The sequence below is a fragment of the Sporichthyaceae bacterium genome (assembly GCA_036493475.1).
Taxonomy (GTDB): domain Bacteria; phylum Actinomycetota; class Actinomycetes; order Sporichthyales; family Sporichthyaceae; genus DASQPJ01.
This window is the reverse complement of sequence record DASXPS010000091.1, coordinates 1-15,582: the sequence shown is the minus strand read 5'-3', so window position 1 is coordinate 15,582 and position 15,582 is coordinate 1. Positions and strand designations below refer to the sequence as shown.

General features: G+C 69.2%; 19 protein-coding genes. 13 read left to right on the top strand and 6 right to left on the bottom strand.

Annotation, left to right across the window (positions count from 1 at the left end):
• Window positions 1-184: ABC transporter substrate-binding protein (locus VGJ14_10040; protein ID HEY2832754.1), on the top strand; the 184-nt coding region annotated here is incomplete at its 5' end.
• Window positions 185-204: 20 nt separating this feature from the next.
• On the opposite strand, the gene VGJ14_10035 is transcribed toward VGJ14_10040, so the two are convergent.
• The gene (locus VGJ14_10035) at window positions 205-1,095 is read right to left on the bottom strand and encodes a class I SAM-dependent methyltransferase (protein HEY2832753.1); all 891 of its coding nucleotides are present in this window, start codon (window positions 1,093-1,095) and stop codon (window positions 205-207) included.
• A gap of 126 nt (window positions 1,096-1,221) precedes the next feature.
• On the opposite strand from VGJ14_10035, the gene VGJ14_10030 reads away from it, so the two are divergent.
• The 11 genes from VGJ14_10030 to VGJ14_09980 all read left to right on the top strand — a co-directional run bounded on the left by VGJ14_10030 (window position 1,222) and on the right by VGJ14_09980 (window position 10,357).
• A complete protein-coding gene (locus tag VGJ14_10030; protein ID HEY2832752.1) occupies window positions 1,222-1,884 on the top strand; it encodes a hypothetical protein in 663 nt (220 codons plus the stop codon).
• A gap of 61 nt (window positions 1,885-1,945) precedes the next feature.
• On the top strand, window positions 1,946-2,569 hold the full coding sequence (locus VGJ14_10025; protein HEY2832751.1) for a CDP-alcohol phosphatidyltransferase family protein: 624 nt from the start codon (window positions 1,946-1,948) through the stop codon (window positions 2,567-2,569).
• Window positions 2,570-2,621: 52 nt separating this feature from the next.
• Entirely contained in the window at window positions 2,622-5,120 is a 2,499-nt protein-coding gene (locus VGJ14_10020; protein ID HEY2832750.1) for a sugar phosphate nucleotidyltransferase, read from the top strand.
• A 29-nt stretch (window positions 5,121-5,149) separates the two neighbouring features.
• Window positions 5,150-5,989: a DUF881 domain-containing protein gene (locus tag VGJ14_10015; protein ID HEY2832749.1), complete on the top strand. Its 840-nt coding sequence runs from the start codon at window positions 5,150-5,152 to the stop codon at window positions 5,987-5,989.
• The gene (locus VGJ14_10010) at window positions 5,986-6,318 is read left to right on the top strand and encodes a small basic family protein (protein ID HEY2832748.1); all 333 of its coding nucleotides are present in this window, start codon (window positions 5,986-5,988) and stop codon (window positions 6,316-6,318) included. Before VGJ14_10015 ends, VGJ14_10010 begins: the two co-directional genes overlap by 4 nt.
• Window positions 6,318-7,280 (top strand): DUF881 domain-containing protein, encoded by a 963-nt coding sequence (locus VGJ14_10005; protein ID HEY2832747.1) that lies wholly within the window; start codon window positions 6,318-6,320, stop codon window positions 7,278-7,280. The genes VGJ14_10010 and VGJ14_10005 overlap by 1 nt, the downstream gene beginning before the upstream one ends.
• 60 nt (window positions 7,281-7,340) lie before the next feature.
• Complete coding sequence (gcvH, locus tag VGJ14_10000; protein ID HEY2832746.1) at window positions 7,341-7,724, top strand: glycine cleavage system protein GcvH; 384 nt, start codon at window positions 7,341-7,343, stop codon at window positions 7,722-7,724.
• Between the two features lie 123 nt (window positions 7,725-7,847).
• On the top strand, window positions 7,848-8,375 hold the full coding sequence (locus VGJ14_09995; protein HEY2832745.1) for an FHA domain-containing protein: 528 nt from the start codon (window positions 7,848-7,850) through the stop codon (window positions 8,373-8,375).
• Window positions 8,372-9,013, top strand: a complete 642-nt coding sequence (locus VGJ14_09990) for a MerR family transcriptional regulator (protein HEY2832744.1) — start codon at window positions 8,372-8,374, stop codon at window positions 9,011-9,013. Before VGJ14_09995 ends, VGJ14_09990 begins: the two co-directional genes overlap by 4 nt.
• A gap of 60 nt (window positions 9,014-9,073) precedes the next feature.
• Window positions 9,074-9,508 (top strand): bifunctional nuclease family protein, encoded by a 435-nt coding sequence (locus tag VGJ14_09985; GenBank protein ID HEY2832743.1) that lies wholly within the window; start codon window positions 9,074-9,076, stop codon window positions 9,506-9,508.
• Between the two features lie 309 nt (window positions 9,509-9,817).
• Window positions 9,818-10,357: a MerR family transcriptional regulator gene (locus tag VGJ14_09980; protein ID HEY2832742.1), complete on the top strand. Its 540-nt coding sequence runs from the start codon at window positions 9,818-9,820 to the stop codon at window positions 10,355-10,357.
• A gap of 124 nt (window positions 10,358-10,481) precedes the next feature.
• Here VGJ14_09980 and VGJ14_09975 read toward each other — a convergent pair whose 3' ends face one another.
• The 4 genes from VGJ14_09975 to VGJ14_09960 all read right to left on the bottom strand — a co-directional run bounded on the left by VGJ14_09975 (window position 10,482) and on the right by VGJ14_09960 (window position 13,623).
• Window positions 10,482-10,682, bottom strand: a complete 201-nt coding sequence (locus tag VGJ14_09975) for a DUF5999 family protein (protein ID HEY2832741.1) — start codon at window positions 10,680-10,682, stop codon at window positions 10,482-10,484.
• 148 nt (window positions 10,683-10,830) lie between these two features.
• Window positions 10,831-11,556: an anti-sigma factor gene (locus VGJ14_09970; GenBank protein ID HEY2832740.1), complete on the bottom strand. Its 726-nt coding sequence runs from the start codon at window positions 11,554-11,556 to the stop codon at window positions 10,831-10,833.
• Complete coding sequence (locus VGJ14_09965) at window positions 11,553-12,158, bottom strand: sigma-70 family RNA polymerase sigma factor (protein ID HEY2832739.1); 606 nt, start codon at window positions 12,156-12,158, stop codon at window positions 11,553-11,555. Before VGJ14_09965 ends, VGJ14_09970 begins: the two co-directional genes overlap by 4 nt.
• 97 nt (window positions 12,159-12,255) lie before the next feature.
• Window positions 12,256-13,623, bottom strand: a complete 1,368-nt coding sequence (locus tag VGJ14_09960; GenBank protein ID HEY2832738.1) for a hypothetical protein — start codon at window positions 13,621-13,623, stop codon at window positions 12,256-12,258.
• Window positions 13,624-13,741: 118 nt separating this feature from the next.
• On the opposite strand from VGJ14_09960, the gene VGJ14_09955 reads away from it, so the two are divergent.
• Window positions 13,742-14,428, top strand: coding sequence for a lysophospholipid acyltransferase family protein (locus tag VGJ14_09955; GenBank protein ID HEY2832737.1), 687 nt, complete (start codon window positions 13,742-13,744; stop codon window positions 14,426-14,428).
• Here the strand turns inward: VGJ14_09955 and VGJ14_09950 are convergent.
• Window positions 14,425-15,582 (bottom strand): reductase (locus tag VGJ14_09950; GenBank protein ID HEY2832736.1); only part of this gene is annotated, 1,158 nt, incomplete at its 5' end. The two genes, VGJ14_09955 and VGJ14_09950, sit on opposite strands and share 4 nt — an antisense overlap.

Sequence of the window (15,582 nt, the reverse complement as noted above, 5' to 3'; positions counted from 1 at the left end):
ACTGGACCAGCGCTTCCAATACACCCCGGCCGAGCGCACCAGCGACAACTGGAGCCACGACTACGGCCAGGGCCGGGAATTCATGTACAAGTACAACAGCGAGAACACCGCCTCCAACCCCGACGGATCACCCAACGGCTGGACCCCCGACCCCGGCCAATTCGTCATCTACACCTGGCAATAACACCAGATTCTGACTACACGTCACAACCAACCCGCAGCCCCCGGCCCACTGGCCGGGGGCCGCGGCGTTGGGGCGAAGTCCAGTCGGACCACCGCCGGGGCGAGCCCGCGCAGCGGCGGCAGCAACCGGCCGGCCAATACAGCACCGCGGATCGCCAGATTCGGCGCGGGCGGCTCGATCACCCGGGCGGTCAAGATCGCCGGATCCTTGCGCAGCCCGCCCACCAGTCGGTTCGGATCCACGCCCCAGGGCATCGGGGGCGCAACGTAGCCGCCCGGGCCCTTGGCCTTTCCCGATGACATCACAGCGGAGAACCAACGAGGCACGGTGTCGAAGGCCATCACCCCGCCGGGGAACGCGCGCGCACAGCGGGCGATCAACGCCCGTACGTCCGAGGGTGGCAGGTACATGAGCAACCCCTGAGCGATCACCACCACCCGATCGGTCGGCTGTGCCCCCAATGCCGCCCACCACCCGTCATCCAGGGCCGAGCCCGCGAACAAGCGCCGCCGGGGTGGTTCCTCGCCGAGCAGTCGGCCGCGGATCTCCGCCGTTTCCGGCAGGTCCACGGTGAACCAGCGCACCCGTCCGTTGTCCACCCGCCAGAACTGCGTCTCCAGGCCCTCGCCGAGGACCACCACCAAGGCATCGGGGTCGGTACGCAGCACATCGTTGACGATGAGATCGAAACACAGCGCACGCAGGCCGATGAACTGCCCGAACTCCGGTACGCCCTTACCGAACCGGGTGTCGAACGGGAAGTCGATGGCATCGACGAGTTCGAGGGCCCGCGGATCCTGAAGTGGTCCGTCCTTGCGCCGCGCCTCTTTGGCCCGGAAATAGAGCGTCCACAGGGTGGTCTCGGGTACGCCGACGAGCTTGGCCGGTACCCGCCGCGGCTGCTCACTCATCGCGCCACCCTACGAGCCGCTCGCACAGCGACGTCGCCGAGTTATTACTTCTCGGCAATGCAGTCGAAACAACCCCCGGCGACTCTGCCGAAGGAGGAGTCGAAACGCCGAATCGGGGAGGACACGTTGCTGCGGTTGCGGATCGCACTGCCGGACCGGCCGGGATCGTTGGCCCGGGTGAGCCGGACGTTGGCACATCTGGGTGCGGACATCCGCACAGTGACCGTGCTGGATGCCCTCGGTGGTCGAGTGGTGGATGAGTTCACCGTCGACTGGCCGCATTGGCCGGGGCCGCAGCGACTGTCCGCCGATTTGGCCGCGGTGCCGGGGGTGACCCTGGAGGGTGCCTGGCACACGCTGCAGAAGCCGGATGCCTTCGTCGATCTGGACCTGCTGCTGCACATCGCGACCGCGCCGGAGCGGGCCGTCAACACGCTGACCGACGCGCTGCCCGCGGCGTTCAGCGCGGACTGGGCGATAGCACTGGGTGGCCCCACCGGACGCGCGGTGCTGGCCGCCAGCCCGACCGCCCCACCTCCCGCTGACCTGCCGGAGATTCTGCCCAACCGCCCCATGACGTTCAGCCCGGAGCCGGAGGTTCATCTGGTCGCCGTACCCGCCGGGCAGTGGTGCATTTACCTGGCGCGCCGCAATGGCGGCCCGGCGTTCCACCGCATCGAACTGGCCCGGTTGACCCGCATCGTCGAGGTGGCCACGGCGATCGTGGCGGGTCACAGCGACGCATTGCGCCGGTTTGCCGAGACGGTGCCCGCCGGCCGATCCGGCTGACCCGGGCCGTCCGCGAAGGACTCCCCAGTAGGGTCGGGAGTCCGGTCGAGGAGGTCCAGGCGTGTCGGGTGAGCAGGTCACGCCGGTCGGCGACCGGGTGCTCACCATCCCGAACGCACTCAGCGCTGCGCGGGTGCTCGGTGTGCCGCTGTTCCTCTGGCTGATCCTCGGCCCGGAACGCGACGGCTGGGCGCTGATCGTGCTGATGCTGGCCGGCATCACCGACTACGCGGACGGCTGGTTGGCCCGCCGGTTGCACCAGACCAGCCGGCTCGGCCAACTGCTCGACCCGGCCGCGGACCGGCTGTACATTCTGGCCACGCTGATCGGTCTGACCGTGCGCGGCGTGGTGCCGCTGTGGTTGACCCTCGGCCTGGTGGCGCGCGACGTGATGCTGACTGCCTGCGTACCGCGGCTGCGCAAGCTGGGATATGGCCCGGCGCTGCCTGTGCACTACCTGGGCAAGGCGGCCACCTTCAATCTGCTCTATGCGTTCCCCTTCCTGCTGCTGTCCGACGGCTCCGGACCGGGGATGACCGCAATGCAAACGCTCGCGTCGGTGTTCGGCTGGGCTTTCGCGATCTGGGGTAGCGCGCTGTACTGGTGGGCAGGTGTGCTGTACGTCATGCAGGTACGCAGCCTGACCCCGATCGAGGCCACCGTGCCGTCACCAGACCCGGTGTGAGCGGAACCGGGGGACCCGGTCGGGAGTTGTCCGCGAGGGGAGGTGGCGGAACGTGAAAGCGGTCGTGATGGCCGGCGGCGAGGGTACTCGCCTGCGGCCGCTGACCGCCTCCGTGCCCAAGCCGCTACTACCCGTGGTCAACCGCCCGTTGCTGGCCCACGTGCTGCGGCTGCTGCGCCGGCACGGGTTCACCGACGTCGTCGTCACCGTGCAGTTCCTCGCCTCGCTGGTGCGCAACCACTTCGGGGACGGCGAGGAGTTCGGCGTCTCCATCACCTACGCCAACGAGGAATCCCCGCTGGGCACCGCGGGCAGCATCAAGAACGCCGAGGACGCGCTGTGCGACGGCACGTTCCTGGTGATCTCCGGCGACGCGCTCACCGACATCGACCTGACCGACCTGATCGCCTTCCACCGGGAGCGCGATGCGCTGATCACCGCCTGCCTGGCCCGGGTGCCCGACCCGCTGGAGTTCGGCATCACGATCCTCGACGAGGACGGGCGCATCGAACGGTTCCTGGAGAAGCCCAGCTGGGGCCAGGTGTTCTCGGACACCGTGAACACCGGCATCTACGTGGTCGAACCCGAGGTGTTCGACTACATCCCGGCCGGGGAGATCGTGGACTGGTCCGAGGACGTGTTCCCGGCGCTGCTGGCCAAGGACAAGGCGGTCTACGGCTACGTCGCCTCCGGCTACTGGGAGGACGTCGGCACCCACGAGAAGTACCTACAGGCCCAGGCCGATGTGTTGGCCCGACGGGTCAACGTGGACATCGACGCATTCGAACTGGCGCCGGGCGTGTGGGTGGCCGAGGGCGCCGAGGTGGACCCCGCGGCCGTGCTGCACGGCCCGCTCTACATCGGCGACTACGCCAAGGTCGAGGCCGGCGCCGAACTGCGCAGTTACACCGTGCTCGGCAGCAACGTGGTGGTGAAGTCCGGCGCGTTCCTGGACCACGCGATCGTGCACGACAACGTGTACATCGGCCCGCAGACGAACCTGCGCGGGTGCGTCATCGGCAAGGACGCCGACGTGATGCGCGGGGCCCGGATCAACGAGGGCGCGGTGGTCGGCGACCAGTGCCTGATCGAGGAAGAGGCCATCGTGGCCGGCGGGGTGAAGATTTACCCCGCGAAGACCATCGAGGCCGGTGTGGTGGTCAACCAGAGCGTGATTTGGGAGTCCCGCGGGCAGCGTGCGTTGTTCGGCCGCCGTGGGGTGTCCGGCATCGTCAACGTGGAGATCACCCCGGAACTGGCCGTGCGGTTGGCCAGCGCGTACGCGACCACGCTGAAGAAGGGCGACACCGTGCTCACCGCACAGGACGGCTCGCGGGCCGCCCGGGCGCTGAAGCAGGCGGTGGTCTCCGCGCTGCAGGCCTCCGCGATCAACGTGCGCGACCTGGAGCTGCAACCGCCGGCCGTGGCCCGCATGGAAACCGGCCGCGGTATCGCCGGCGGCGTGTTGCTGCGAACCACCCCCGGCGTGCCGGACAGCGTGGACATTCAGTTCCTGGATTCCAACGGCGCCGACCTGTCCCGTGGCCAGCAACAGCGCATGGAGCGGTTGTTCGGCCGGCAGGAGTTCCGTCGGGCATTCCCCGGTGAGATCGGCGACCTGAACTATTCCCCGCGCTCCGCCGAGACCTACGTCAAACAGGTGCTGCACACCGTGGACATCTCCGGGGTGCCCACCGACCCGCGGATGAAGGTCGTGGTGGACGCGGGCAACGGCGCGGCCGGCCTGCTGTTGCCCGGCCTGGTCGGCGGCCTCGGCGTGGACGTGCTCACGGTCAATCTGGGCATCGACGAGTCCCGGCCCACCCAGTCCACCGCGGACCGCAACACCTCCCTGCAACGACTGGGTGAGTTGGTGGCATCCTCGCGGGCCGCGTTCGGCGTGCATTTCGACCCGGTGGGGGAGCGCATCTCCCTGGTGGACGAACGGGGCGTGGTCATCGACGACGACCGCGCGCTGCTGGTGGTCATGGACCTGGTGGCCGCCGAACGGCGGGGCGGACGCATTGCGCTGCCGGTGACCACCACCCGAGTAGCGGAGAACGTGGCCAACTTCCACGGGGTCGAGATCGCCTGGACCACGACCAGCCCGGACGACTTGGCCCGTGCGGTCACCGACCCCTCGGTGATCCTCGGTGGCGACGGCCGCGGCGGCTTCGTGATCCCCGAGGTGGGCGGCGCGGTGGATGGCACCGCGGCCTTCGTGCGATTGGTCGGCTTGGTCGCCCGCACCCAGTTGACGCTCAGTCAGATCGATGCCCGCATCCCGAAGGCGCACGTGCACTACCGGGCCATCGACACTCCTTGGTCGGCCAAGGGTCTGGTCATGCGCGCGGTGTTCGAAGCCGGCGGCAACCGCGCTGTGGATACCACCGACGGGGTCCGTGTGGTGGAACGCGACGGTCGGTGGGCGTTGTTGCTGCCCGATCCGGCCGCGGCCATCACCCATCTGTGGGCCGAAGCGCCGGAGGCGGACGAGGCAGACGCCCTGCTGGCGCACTGGGCATCGGTGGTCGAGCGCGCCGGGACCTGAGGGCTTCGATAAATGAAACAATGAAGCCCGTGTCCGAGCGTCCGGTGACCCAGCGTCGACCGGATGCCTCCATGTCGTTGTTGACCGACCTGGCCAACAACACCGTCGTCGCCGACTACCAACGCGTTCACGATCGCTCGCCGAACAAGCCCGGCACCAGCAAGGGCGGCACGCTCGCCGTGGCCGCGGTGGTGGTGGCCGCCGGCCTGACGCTGGGCATCGCCGCCGGCCAGACCCGGGTCTCGGCGCCCGCGGTGGCCGCGGCGCACAACGAACTCATCGAGCGGGTCCAGGCGCGCACCAAGTCCGCGGATGACCTGCAGCAGCGCCTGGAGCAGTTGCGCGCGGACGTCGACGCGACCCGGGCGGCCGCGTTGGAGGCAACGTCGGCGGGCTCCGCGGCCCGCGCCGATCTGGACCGGTTGTCGATGCTGGCCGGTATCAGCGCGGTGCACGGCCCGGGAATCAAGGTCGTGGTGGACGACGCGCCCGACTCCTCGGTGAGCGGGGAGGGCAGCAGCGGACGGATCCGGGACACCGACCTGCAGCGGCTGATCAACGGGCTGTGGGCGGCCGGTGCGGAGGCCGTCTCGGTGAACGGACAACGGCTGACCTCGCTCACCGCGGTGCGTTCCGCGGGTGACGCGATCCTGGTCGCCTACCGCCCGTTGTCCCCACCGTACGAGGTGTTGGCCATCGGCAAGGCCGACGATCTGGAGGTCGACTTCGTGGACGGCCCGGGTGGACGGTGGTTCCACACGCTCACCGGGTTCGGCATCCGGTTCAATGTGTCCACGCAGCAGGACCTCTCATTGCCCGGCGCCTCGGGCGTGACCCTGCGCCGGGCCGAGGAGGGAACAGGCCAGTGATCGCCGCCCTGGGCCTCGCCGTGGGGGTAGCACTCGGGTTGTTCTTCAAACCCTCGGTGCCGTTCTGGTTGCAGCCCTACCTGCCGATCGCGGTGGTGGCCGCCCTGGACGCGCTGTTCGGGGGAGCGCGCGCGATGTTGGACGGCATCTTCAGCGACAAGGTGTTCGTGGTCTCGTTCATCGCCAACGTGCTGGTCGCCGTGCTGGTGGTGTTCATCGGCGACCGACTCGGCGTCGGCGGGCAGCTGACCACGGGCGTGATCGTGGTGCTGTCCATCCGCATCTTCTCCAACGTCGCGGCCATCCGCCGCCATCTGCTTTCCGCCTGATGAGCGGGTCGGGCTCGGAGCCGGAGGATGTCGGCGCGTTCGACGCCTCCTTCGACTACGTCGCGCGCCCACCCGAGGAGGCGTCAGAGGATCTTGGGGAGGAGGTCGAGGAGGATGAGACCGTCCTGATGGACGGTCTCGCGCTGCGGTTCGGCACCCCTGCCCGCAGCCCCGCGCCGCCGGCGCCGGTGCCCACGAAAGCCCCGCCACCCGAACCGCGGAAAGCGACCGGTTTAACCGCGCTGTTCGGCCCGGGTCGCCGACCCAAACCCAAGATCGCCACCCGCCTGGGGATCGGCGTGCTGCTCGGCCTGTTGGGCTTCTTCGCGGTGGTGCAGGTGCGATTGCAGAACGGCGACAGCACGCTGCGCAGCGCCCGGCAGAGCGATCTGATTCGCATCCTGGACGACCTGAACGACCGCTCCGACCGACTGGAGAGCGAGATCCGCGACCTGGACGCGCGACGCACCGAACTGCAGTCGGGCACCGATTCGTCCAAGGCCGCGCTCACCGAGGCGTCCCGACGCAAGTCGGTGCTGGGCATCCTCGCGGGCACCGTGCCCGCGCACGGGCCCGGCATCACCCTGCGCATCACCGACCCGCAGAAGAAGGTCGACGCTGCGGTGCTGCTGGACACCCTGGAGGAACTGCGCGACGCCGGGGCCGAGGCCGTGCAGATCAACGACGTGCGGGTGGTGGCCAGCACGGCACTGGTGGACGCCGAGCCGGGCAGTGTGCGGGTGGATAGCCAGTTGGTCACCGCGCCCTACGTGCTCAAGGTGATCGGCGACCCGGATACTCTCGACCCGGCGCTGCGCATCCCCGGTGGGGTGTTCGCGGTGCTCGGTGAGCGTGGCGCAACCCCCACGGTCAGCGCCGCCGACCAGGTGGTGGTCGACGCGACCCGCCCGAACGAGAACGAGCAGTACGCCCGACCCATACAATCCGCCCCCAGCAACTGACCATCCGCCAGATCCCAGGTGCCAAATCCCAGGTGCCAAATCCCAGGTGAGAGAGCCGTCATGACCTACCCCACCGACCGCAGCTACACCGCCGAGCACGAGTGGGCGCTGGCCGCACCGGACGGCTCCGTGCGGGTCGGCATCACCGACCACGCGCAGGAGCAACTCGGCGACATCGTGTTCGTCTCGCTGCCCGAGGTGGGCGCGGTGGTCACGGCGGGAGAACCGTGCGGGGAACTGGAATCCACCAAGAGTGTCAGTGACCTGTACGCCCCTGTTTCCGGCGTCGTTGCGGCCCGCAACGAGGCCGTGGTCACCGCCCCGGAACTGATCAATTCCGACCCCTATGACAAGGGCTGGATGTTCGACGTGACGCCCGGTGATCCGGCCGCAGTCGGCGAACTGCTCTCCGCGGGGGAATACGCCAATGGCCTGGAGCACTAAGGGCATCTCTAACCGGCGCGCCTCGCCGACCCGACCTGGTTTCCCGGTGCGGGTCAACCTAAGGTTGCGGTCGAGGTTTCCGGTGCGGCGGGGCATCGGTGCCGCGAGGCGAGGACAAGGCACATGCCCTTCTGCAGTCAGTGCGGCCACCAGGCGAGCCCGGAGGCTCGGTTCTGTGAGAGCTGCGGCACCGCATTGGCCACGGCGAGTGGCGGCGGCGCCGAGGTCACCTCGAGCATTCAGATCTCCGGCCTGGAACTGGTCGATGCCGAGGCCGGTCTGCTCTCGCCGGCCGACCAGGCCGCGGTGGACGCGCTGCCCCCGGACTCGGCGCTGCTCATCGTGCAGCGTGGGCCGGAGTCGGGCAGCCGGTTCTTGTTGGACGCCGACTCCACGACGGCCGGCCGCCACCCGGACAGCGACATCTTCCTCGATGACGTCACCGTTTCCCGCCGGCACGCCCAGTTCCAGCGCACCGACTCCGGCGGCTTCAGCGTGCGCGACGTGGGCAGCCTCAACGGCACCTACGTGAACCGCGAGCGGATCGAGGAAACCCTGCTCTCCGGCGGCGACGAGGTGCAGATCGGCAAGTACCGCTTGGTCTTCTTCGCCGCCGCCAGCGAGACGGCCGGTTCGGAGATCCCGAGGTGAACTCACCGGCCGCGGCCGGAAGGTTCTTTTCCATCGGCGAGGTGCTGGCTGCGCTGCAGCCGGACTTCCCGGATGTGACGATCTCCAAGATCCGCTTCCTGGAGGACAAGGGCCTGATCGAGCCGGCCCGCACGCCCAGCGGGTACCGCCAGTTTCGCGGCGCCGACGTCGACCGTCTGCGCTACGTGCTCACCGCGCAGCGCGACCGGTACCTGCCGCTGAAAGTGATCAAGGACAATCTCGCCGCGCTGGACGGCGCCCCGGCGGATCTACGGCTGGACCGGGCCGGGATGCTCGCCGCCACCGGTCTGAATGAGGCCGCGCTCAGCGAACTGGACGCCTCCGGTTTGCTGGCCCGCCGCCGCGGCGGGCATTACAGCGCTGACGACGTGGCGATCGCGGGCATCGTCGCCGAGCTCGCCCGGTTCGGCCTGGAACCCCGTCACCTGCGGGCTTTCAAGGGCGCGGCGGATCGCGAGGTCGGTGTCATCGAACAGGCCACGCTGCCCCGCGCTGCGGCACGCAACGCCGAGGAACTCAGCGCGGCCCGGGCTAAGGCGGACGAGGTGGTCGAGCTCTTCCTGCAATTGCACGCCGCTCTGCTGAGAGCCGGCGTCCGACGCGACATCGGAGGCTGAGCTGCCGGTACTGTTGCCGGTGTGAACCATCAGCTCGACGTCGTGGGTGTCCGCGTGGAGATGCCCGCCAATCAGCCCATCGTGCTGCTGCGGGAAGTGTCGGGGGAGCGATACCTCCCGATCTGGATCGGCGCGGTGGAGGCCACTGCTATCGCCTTCGCGCAACAGGGCGTGGTGCCTGCCCGGCCGATGACTCACGACCTGTTCCGCGACGTGCTGGCTGCCCTGGGTCAGGAGCTGCAGCAGGTGCGCATCACCGGGCTGCGCGACGGGGTGTTCTACGCCGAATTGATCTTCGGCGGGGGCGTGGAGGTCAGCGCCCGACCGTCCGACGCGATCGCGTTGGCGCTGCGCACCGGCACACCGATTTTCGGCGCGGCCGAGGTGCTCGACGAGGCCGGCATCGCCATCCCGGACGAACAAGAGGACGAGGTGGAGAAGTTCCGGGAGTTCCTGGACACCATCACGCCGGAGGATTTCGGGACTACCGGCTAGGCCGGACAAAAGGCCCCTTTCATCACGTTTGTCACTCCAGTCACTCCAGCGCGCTGCGTGCCCGGCGAGTTGCGTTGACGATCCACAGGGCCCGGCCTAACGTCGGTGGACAAGAGAAATTCGTCCGTGTAATTACCACGTCGTCTGGGCAGACTCCGAGCAACGCCGGTGGATCCACCACCGGGGCGTCGGGGCCAGGAGGTCGCGGTGATTGCTGATATGCGCAGCCGCTTGCGACGCACCCGTCATTGGGTTCGTCAACACCTGGAGGTCGTGGTGAACGAGCACGGCACGTCCGACCAGCACGCCATGCTGGCCAAGGGCGAGCAGGGCTTGCTGTTCGAGCCGGAGGTCACCACGCTGCCCGATGATGTGGGCTACCGCGGGCCGACCGCCTGTTCGGCGGCAGGCATCACCTATCGACAGCTGGACTATTGGGCGCGCACCGGTCTGGTGGAGCCGAGTATTCGGCCCGCCCACGGCTCGGGCACCCAGCGGCTGTACGGGTTCCGCGACATCCTGGTGCTCAAGATCGTCAAGCGCCTGTTGGACGCCGGCATCTCGTTGCAGCAGATTCGGCAGGCGGTCGGTTACCTGCGCCACCGAGGCATCGCCGAGTTGGCTACGTTGACCCTGGTTTCCGACGGCGCCACCGTCTACGAGTGCGCCTCGCCGGGTGAGGTGGTCGACATCCTGGCCGGTGGTCAGGGCGTGTTCGGTATCGCCGTCGGCAAGGTGTGGCGTGAGGTCGAGGGTTCGCTGGCCGAACTGCCGGGCGAGCGTCCGGCCGACGATGACGAGCACTCCGATGAGCTCGCTGCCCGCCGCGCCGCGCGTCGTACCGGCTGATCAGCCGACCGCGCGACCGCTACCGCGCTGGTCAGTGTCACTGTCGTCCGCGTCCCGGCGTCCCTCGTAGCGGAACATCGAACGGATTATGGTCCGCCCAGTGGCCCCAAGACGGCCGAATCGCTCAGGCGACGGCGAACCGGCGATCGCTGGGGCGATGACCGGGAATCACCACGCCGCTCGGCAGAATCTCGCCGTTGTCCTCGAACAGGACCACGCCGTTGCACAGCAGACTCCAGCCCTGCTCCGGGTGAGTGGCGATGGTGTGGGCGGCCTCGCGGTCATGCGCGTCGGCCGAAGGGCAGTGGGGCTCATGGGGGCACATCGTCGTGCGTCTCCTCGGATGCCGGGACCGTCGTTGTTCCCGGTTGCGTCATTGCGTTGTGCACCATGGTCGCGGGCACGGATGGATTGTTGCGTTTCCGCGCCGTACCGCGACACGAATTCACCCAAACGTGGAGGGGACGTCCACTTCACACCGTGGGCAATGGCAACGTGAGAATCGGCTGCGTGGTCGGCTGCGCAGAGCCGCCCGCGGGCTCCTCGGTCACCGCCAGAACGGTGGCGTCACCGGGGCCGGAGAACAGTCGCGGGGCGTGCTTTCCGTTGTCGGTGGTGAAGATGCCCGCCGAGCGTGGGCCGTTCGGGCCGATCAACCACAGCTGGTAAGTCCGCCCGGAGTGCATGAGCAGGCCGTTGGACAGGAATTCCATCTCGCCGGCCGATCGGGACAGGGTGACCGTGGCGGTCGCCCCGCCGGCGGAGGCGATGACCGTCCGGGCGTCGGCAGCCGTCTGCAGCGCGGAGATCTGATCACCGCGTTGGTGCAGGTCGGAGTTCTCCTGCCGCAGATGACTGGCGTAGGCACCCAGCCCCAGAGTGAGCACGGCCAGGCAGGCGGCGGCGGTCAATCCCCACCGGCGCAACGCAAAGCCGGGTCCACGGGTCCGGGCCTGCAGCGAGACCACCAGCGGCGGTAGCTGACGGGTCCGGCCGATCTCGTCCAGTACTGCGGCGCGCAGCGCGGGGGGCGCCGGTTGGGCAGCCGCGATGCCGAGCAGTGCCGTGGTTTCCCGCAGCTCGCGGACCTCCACCCGGCACGAGCTGCAGGACCGCAGGTGAGTTTCGAACTCGGCCTGCTCACCGGCGTCCAACGCCCCGAGGACGTACGCGCCGGACAACGCATGCAGATCCGTCACGCCGTCACCCCCAGGCAGTCGCGCAGCCGAATCAGGCCGTCGCGCATCCGCGTCTTCACGGTGCCCAACGGCACATCCAGCAGCTCGGCGACCTCGCGGTAGCTGTTGCCGCTGTAAAAGGCCAACTCGATCGAGTTGCGCTGCAGATCGGTCAGCGACCCGAGGCAGCGGCGTACCGCTTCGCGCTCGAGCCGGATCTCCACGGTCTCCGCCACCTCATCGAAAGCAGTGTTCGTCTGGCGGCTGCCGACCCGCCGCGCCCGATCGGCGGCTGACTGCTCGGAGCGGACCCGGTCCACCGCGCGGCGGTGGGCCATGGTCATGATCCAGGCCATGGCGCTGCCCTTCGCCGGGTCGAACCGGGCAGCCGAGCGCCAGACGTTGATCAACACTTCTTGGGTGACCTCCTCGGACTGCGCAGGATCGCGCAGCACGCGGCGGACCAGGCCGTGCACCGGGCCGGACACCCGGTTGAAGATCTCGGTGAACGCGGCGTGGTCGCCGCGGGCCACCTTCTCCAGCAAATCCTCGAGGCGCTCCACCGGGGCGGCCACCGACGGGCCGGACACAACGGCGCGCAGCGGGGCTGCAGCTCTGACCATCGTTCTTGCTCCCTCGCCGGCGCTACGCCTGTATACGTCCGATATTCGGCCCACCATGCCCGCGGGATTGGTCCGGCGGCGATCGCTGGACCCGGCCTCACGTCCCCGCGGCGGGCAGCAGGGCCGCGGCAAGGGCCTGGATGGACCCGGTGAGCGTGGCAATGAGGTTGGACAGGGCGACCGCCACCGTGGACGCGCTCAGCTTCTGGTCGGTGATCTCGGCGAAGAACGACCCAGCCGTGTTCCGGTAGGCATCCATCGCGGCCACCTGCGCATCCGCCCGGCGCGTGTCCGCGGCGCGCACCGCCGCCGTGTAGTCCAGCACGGTGTTTACCTGGGTGCGCCAACCGGTGAGGAAGGTGAACTGCTGACGGGGGCTGGCCACGTCGGACAGGCTCGCGGCGAGATCCTTGGAGTTGTCATCCAGCGCCAGCGCGGCGGCCTTCGCATCGGCGGAGGTCTCGGCGCCGTCCTTGATGTGCGTCCAGGCGGCCATCACCTCGGTGTCGGTGAGCCAGACGTGCTCGGTGAGCAGGTAGGTCTCCCGGCCCCGCAAGGCGGACGCGTCGTCATCACTGTTGCCGTTGGCCGCATCCCGGCGGGTGAACCCACGGGCCAGCGTGGCCGCCACCGTCTCGGCGTTCGCGGCGGCCTTGCGCAGCTGGTCATAGCCCTTGTCGTTCTGCTTGGCCAGCGATTCCATCGCGTCGGTCAGCGCCTCGGTGTACTTGTCGAGCACATAACGCACATCGCTGGACCGTAGTTTGCCGCCGGCCAGGGACTTCAGCGCGTGTGAGGTGGCCAATGACCAGTCGCCGAGATTGTCGCGGACGTGGTCCTCGTCGGCTTTGATCCGCTCCTTGGCGGCCACCGCGAAGTCGAGCAGGTCGGCATCGTGCGCCCGCCAGCCGGTGAGGAAATCGGAACTGGTGCGGTCGCCGTTGTCATCGGTGCTGTCACCGGCGTCGGTGGCCGCCGGGGTCGGCACCGGGGCCGACGTGGCGGCGCCGGACGGCGTCACGCCGAGCGAGCTGAGCACCTTGGCCAGCGCCTTGGCGTTGGCGTCCACCGCGGTCTGCACGGTCTTGGTCAGCGCGTCGTTCTCACCCTTGTAGTTCACCGCAGCGGCGAGCATGCCCTCCAGATACACGTGCTCGACGAACAACTGGGTGAGCCGGGCGCGCACCCCGGCAGCCCGCGAGCCCGGGTCGCCGGAGGTGCTCGCGGCGGCGTCCAGGCCGGTGGCCAGCGACTGCGCGAACGCGGGCATCTGACCGGCGGCGTCCCGGGCGCCGGTGAACGGGTCGGGGTAGGTGGTCGGCGGGATCACGGCGGTGCTGGTGGGTCGGGGGGCGGCGGTGACCGCCGGGCCCCCCGACGCCGAGTGTCCGGATCCGCACCCGGCCAGTCCGGCGCACAGCGCCACGGCCGCAAACGCGGCCGACCAGCGGGTCGTTCGTTGCATCAGGACGCCTCACAGCTCTACGAAGAAGAACGACACGCTACCCGCAGCCCCATCCGGGGGACCGTTAGAGTCACTGCGTCCGAGCAGTCCGGCGGGGGAGCCGGGGGAGGAGGTGACGGTGCTCTACCGGGGTATGAAGGTCACCCTCGGGCCTGTGCTCAACGTCGCCTACCGCCCGGTTGTCGAAGGTCTGGAGTACGTGCCGACCAGCGGACCCGGCATCCTGGCGGGCAACCACGTCTCGTTCTCCGACCACTTTTTCGTGCCGCTGGTGATCGACCGCAAGGTCATCTACCTGGCGAAGGCCGACTACTTCAACCGCAAGGGCCTGGCAGGTCGGTTGACCGCCGGGTTCTTCAACGCTGTCGGGCAGAAGCCGGTGGACCGATCCAGCGGCCGCGCGGGTCTGGCCGCCATCCAGACCGCGGTGACTGTGCTCGCCGAGGCCAACCTGCTCGGCATCTACCCGGAGGGCACCAGGTCGCCGGACGGGCGGCTCTACCGCGGTCGGGTGGGCGTGGCTCGGCTCTGGCTGCAGTCCCGCGCGCCGCTGCTGCCCTGCGCGGTGATCGGCACCGACGTGGTGCAGCCGCCGGGTCGGCGCATCCCGCGCATCGCGCCGGTGTCGGTGCGGTTCGGCCCGCCGATGGACCTGGAGCGCTACGCGGGCCGCAAACGCGACGCGTTGCTGTTTCGCGAGGTGACCGACGACATCATGAAAGAGATCCAGAAACTGTCCGGCCAGGAGTACGTGAACGAGTACGCCTCCACGGTCAAGGAGAAGCTCGCGGCGGGCGGCGTCTAGTAGACGTCGCGCCGGTATCGCTTGGTGGCCACCAACCCGGACAGCCAGTCCTCGGCGCCATCGCCCAGCCGGCCGTGGTCGCGGGCGATGTCCAGCAAAGCGAGGTGCACGTCCTTGGCCATCCGGGTGGCATCCCCACACACGTAGACGGAAGCGCCGTCGGCCAGCCATCGCCACAACTCGGCGCCGGCCGCGCGGATCAGGTCCTGCACGTAGACCTTCTGCCGTTGGTCGCGGGAGAAGGCCAGGGACAGCCTGGTCAGCAGGCCGTCGGCGTGCGCGGCCCGTAATTCGTCGCGGTAGTAGAAGTCGGTGGCCGAGCGCTGCTCGCCGAAGAACAACCAGTTGCGCCCGGTGTGCCCGAGTGCCCGACGCTCCTGCAGGAAGCCGCGAAACGGGGCCACCCCGGTGCCCGGCCCGATCATGATCATCGCAGCGTCGCCGACCGTCGGCGGGCGGAAGTTCGGCGAGCGCTGCAGAAATACCTGCACCGGGCGTTCCTGGCTCCGGTCCGCCAGGAACGTCGAGCAGACGCCGTGGCGAGTGCGTCCGGAGTATTGGTAGCGCACGGCGGACACGGTCAGCGCCACCCGCTCGGGCGCCACCAGCGGGCTGGAGGAGATCGAGTACAGCCGGGGCGTCAACGGCTTGAGCACACCCAGCCACTCCTCCAGGTCGGCGCGCACCGTGAACTCGGCGAGCAGGTCCATGGCCTGTCGGCCCCACAACCACTGCGCCAGGCTGATCTTGTTGTCCGGGCGCAGCAGGGTGTGTAGTTCCCGGCTGGAATGGCGCTCGGCCACAAACCGCAGCAGCTGCGGGGTGATTCGCACGATGTCCAGACACTCGGTGGCCGCGGTGCGCAGCGTCATGGCCCGCCGGTCATCGAGGGTGACGGTGGCCTCGGCGTCGAGCCCGGTGACCGTCAACCACTCGGCGACCACCGCCTCGTCGTTGCGCGGCCACACGCCCAGCGCGTCGCCGACGGAGTAGGCGCAGCCGTCGTCGAGCGCGAACTCGAAGCCGCGCACGTCCTTGGCCGAGCCCGCCGCGGTCAGCTGCTGGTTGATCACCAGCCGAGTGGCCAGCGGGCGCCGCCGGGTGAACACCGCCGCCCCGGTCGTTGCGTCCGAAGAAGTGTGGGTGCCCGGACA

Coding starts and splice junctions, on each gene's coding strand:
- gcvH (HEY2832746.1), top strand. CDS start 7,341: ATGACCTACCCCACCGACCGCAGCTACACCGCCGAGCACGAGTGGGCG.
- VGJ14_10035 (HEY2832753.1), bottom strand. CDS start 1,095: ATGAGTGAGCAGCCGCGGCGGGTACCGGCCAAGCTCGTCGGCGTACCC.
- VGJ14_09995 (HEY2832745.1), top strand. CDS start 7,848: ATGCCCTTCTGCAGTCAGTGCGGCCACCAGGCGAGCCCGGAGGCTCGG.
- VGJ14_09975 (HEY2832741.1), bottom strand. CDS start 10,682: ATGTGCCCCCATGAGCCCCACTGCCCTTCGGCCGACGCGCATGACCGC.
- VGJ14_09965 (HEY2832739.1), bottom strand. CDS start 12,158: ATGGTCAGAGCTGCAGCCCCGCTGCGCGCCGTTGTGTCCGGCCCGTCG.
- VGJ14_10005 (HEY2832747.1), top strand. CDS start 6,318: ATGAGCGGGTCGGGCTCGGAGCCGGAGGATGTCGGCGCGTTCGACGCC.
- VGJ14_09985 (HEY2832743.1), top strand. CDS start 9,074: ATGCCCGCCAATCAGCCCATCGTGCTGCTGCGGGAAGTGTCGGGGGAG.
- VGJ14_09960 (HEY2832738.1), bottom strand. CDS start 13,623: ATGCAACGAACGACCCGCTGGTCGGCCGCGTTTGCGGCCGTGGCGCTG.
- VGJ14_09980 (HEY2832742.1), top strand. CDS start 9,818: ATGCTGGCCAAGGGCGAGCAGGGCTTGCTGTTCGAGCCGGAGGTCACC.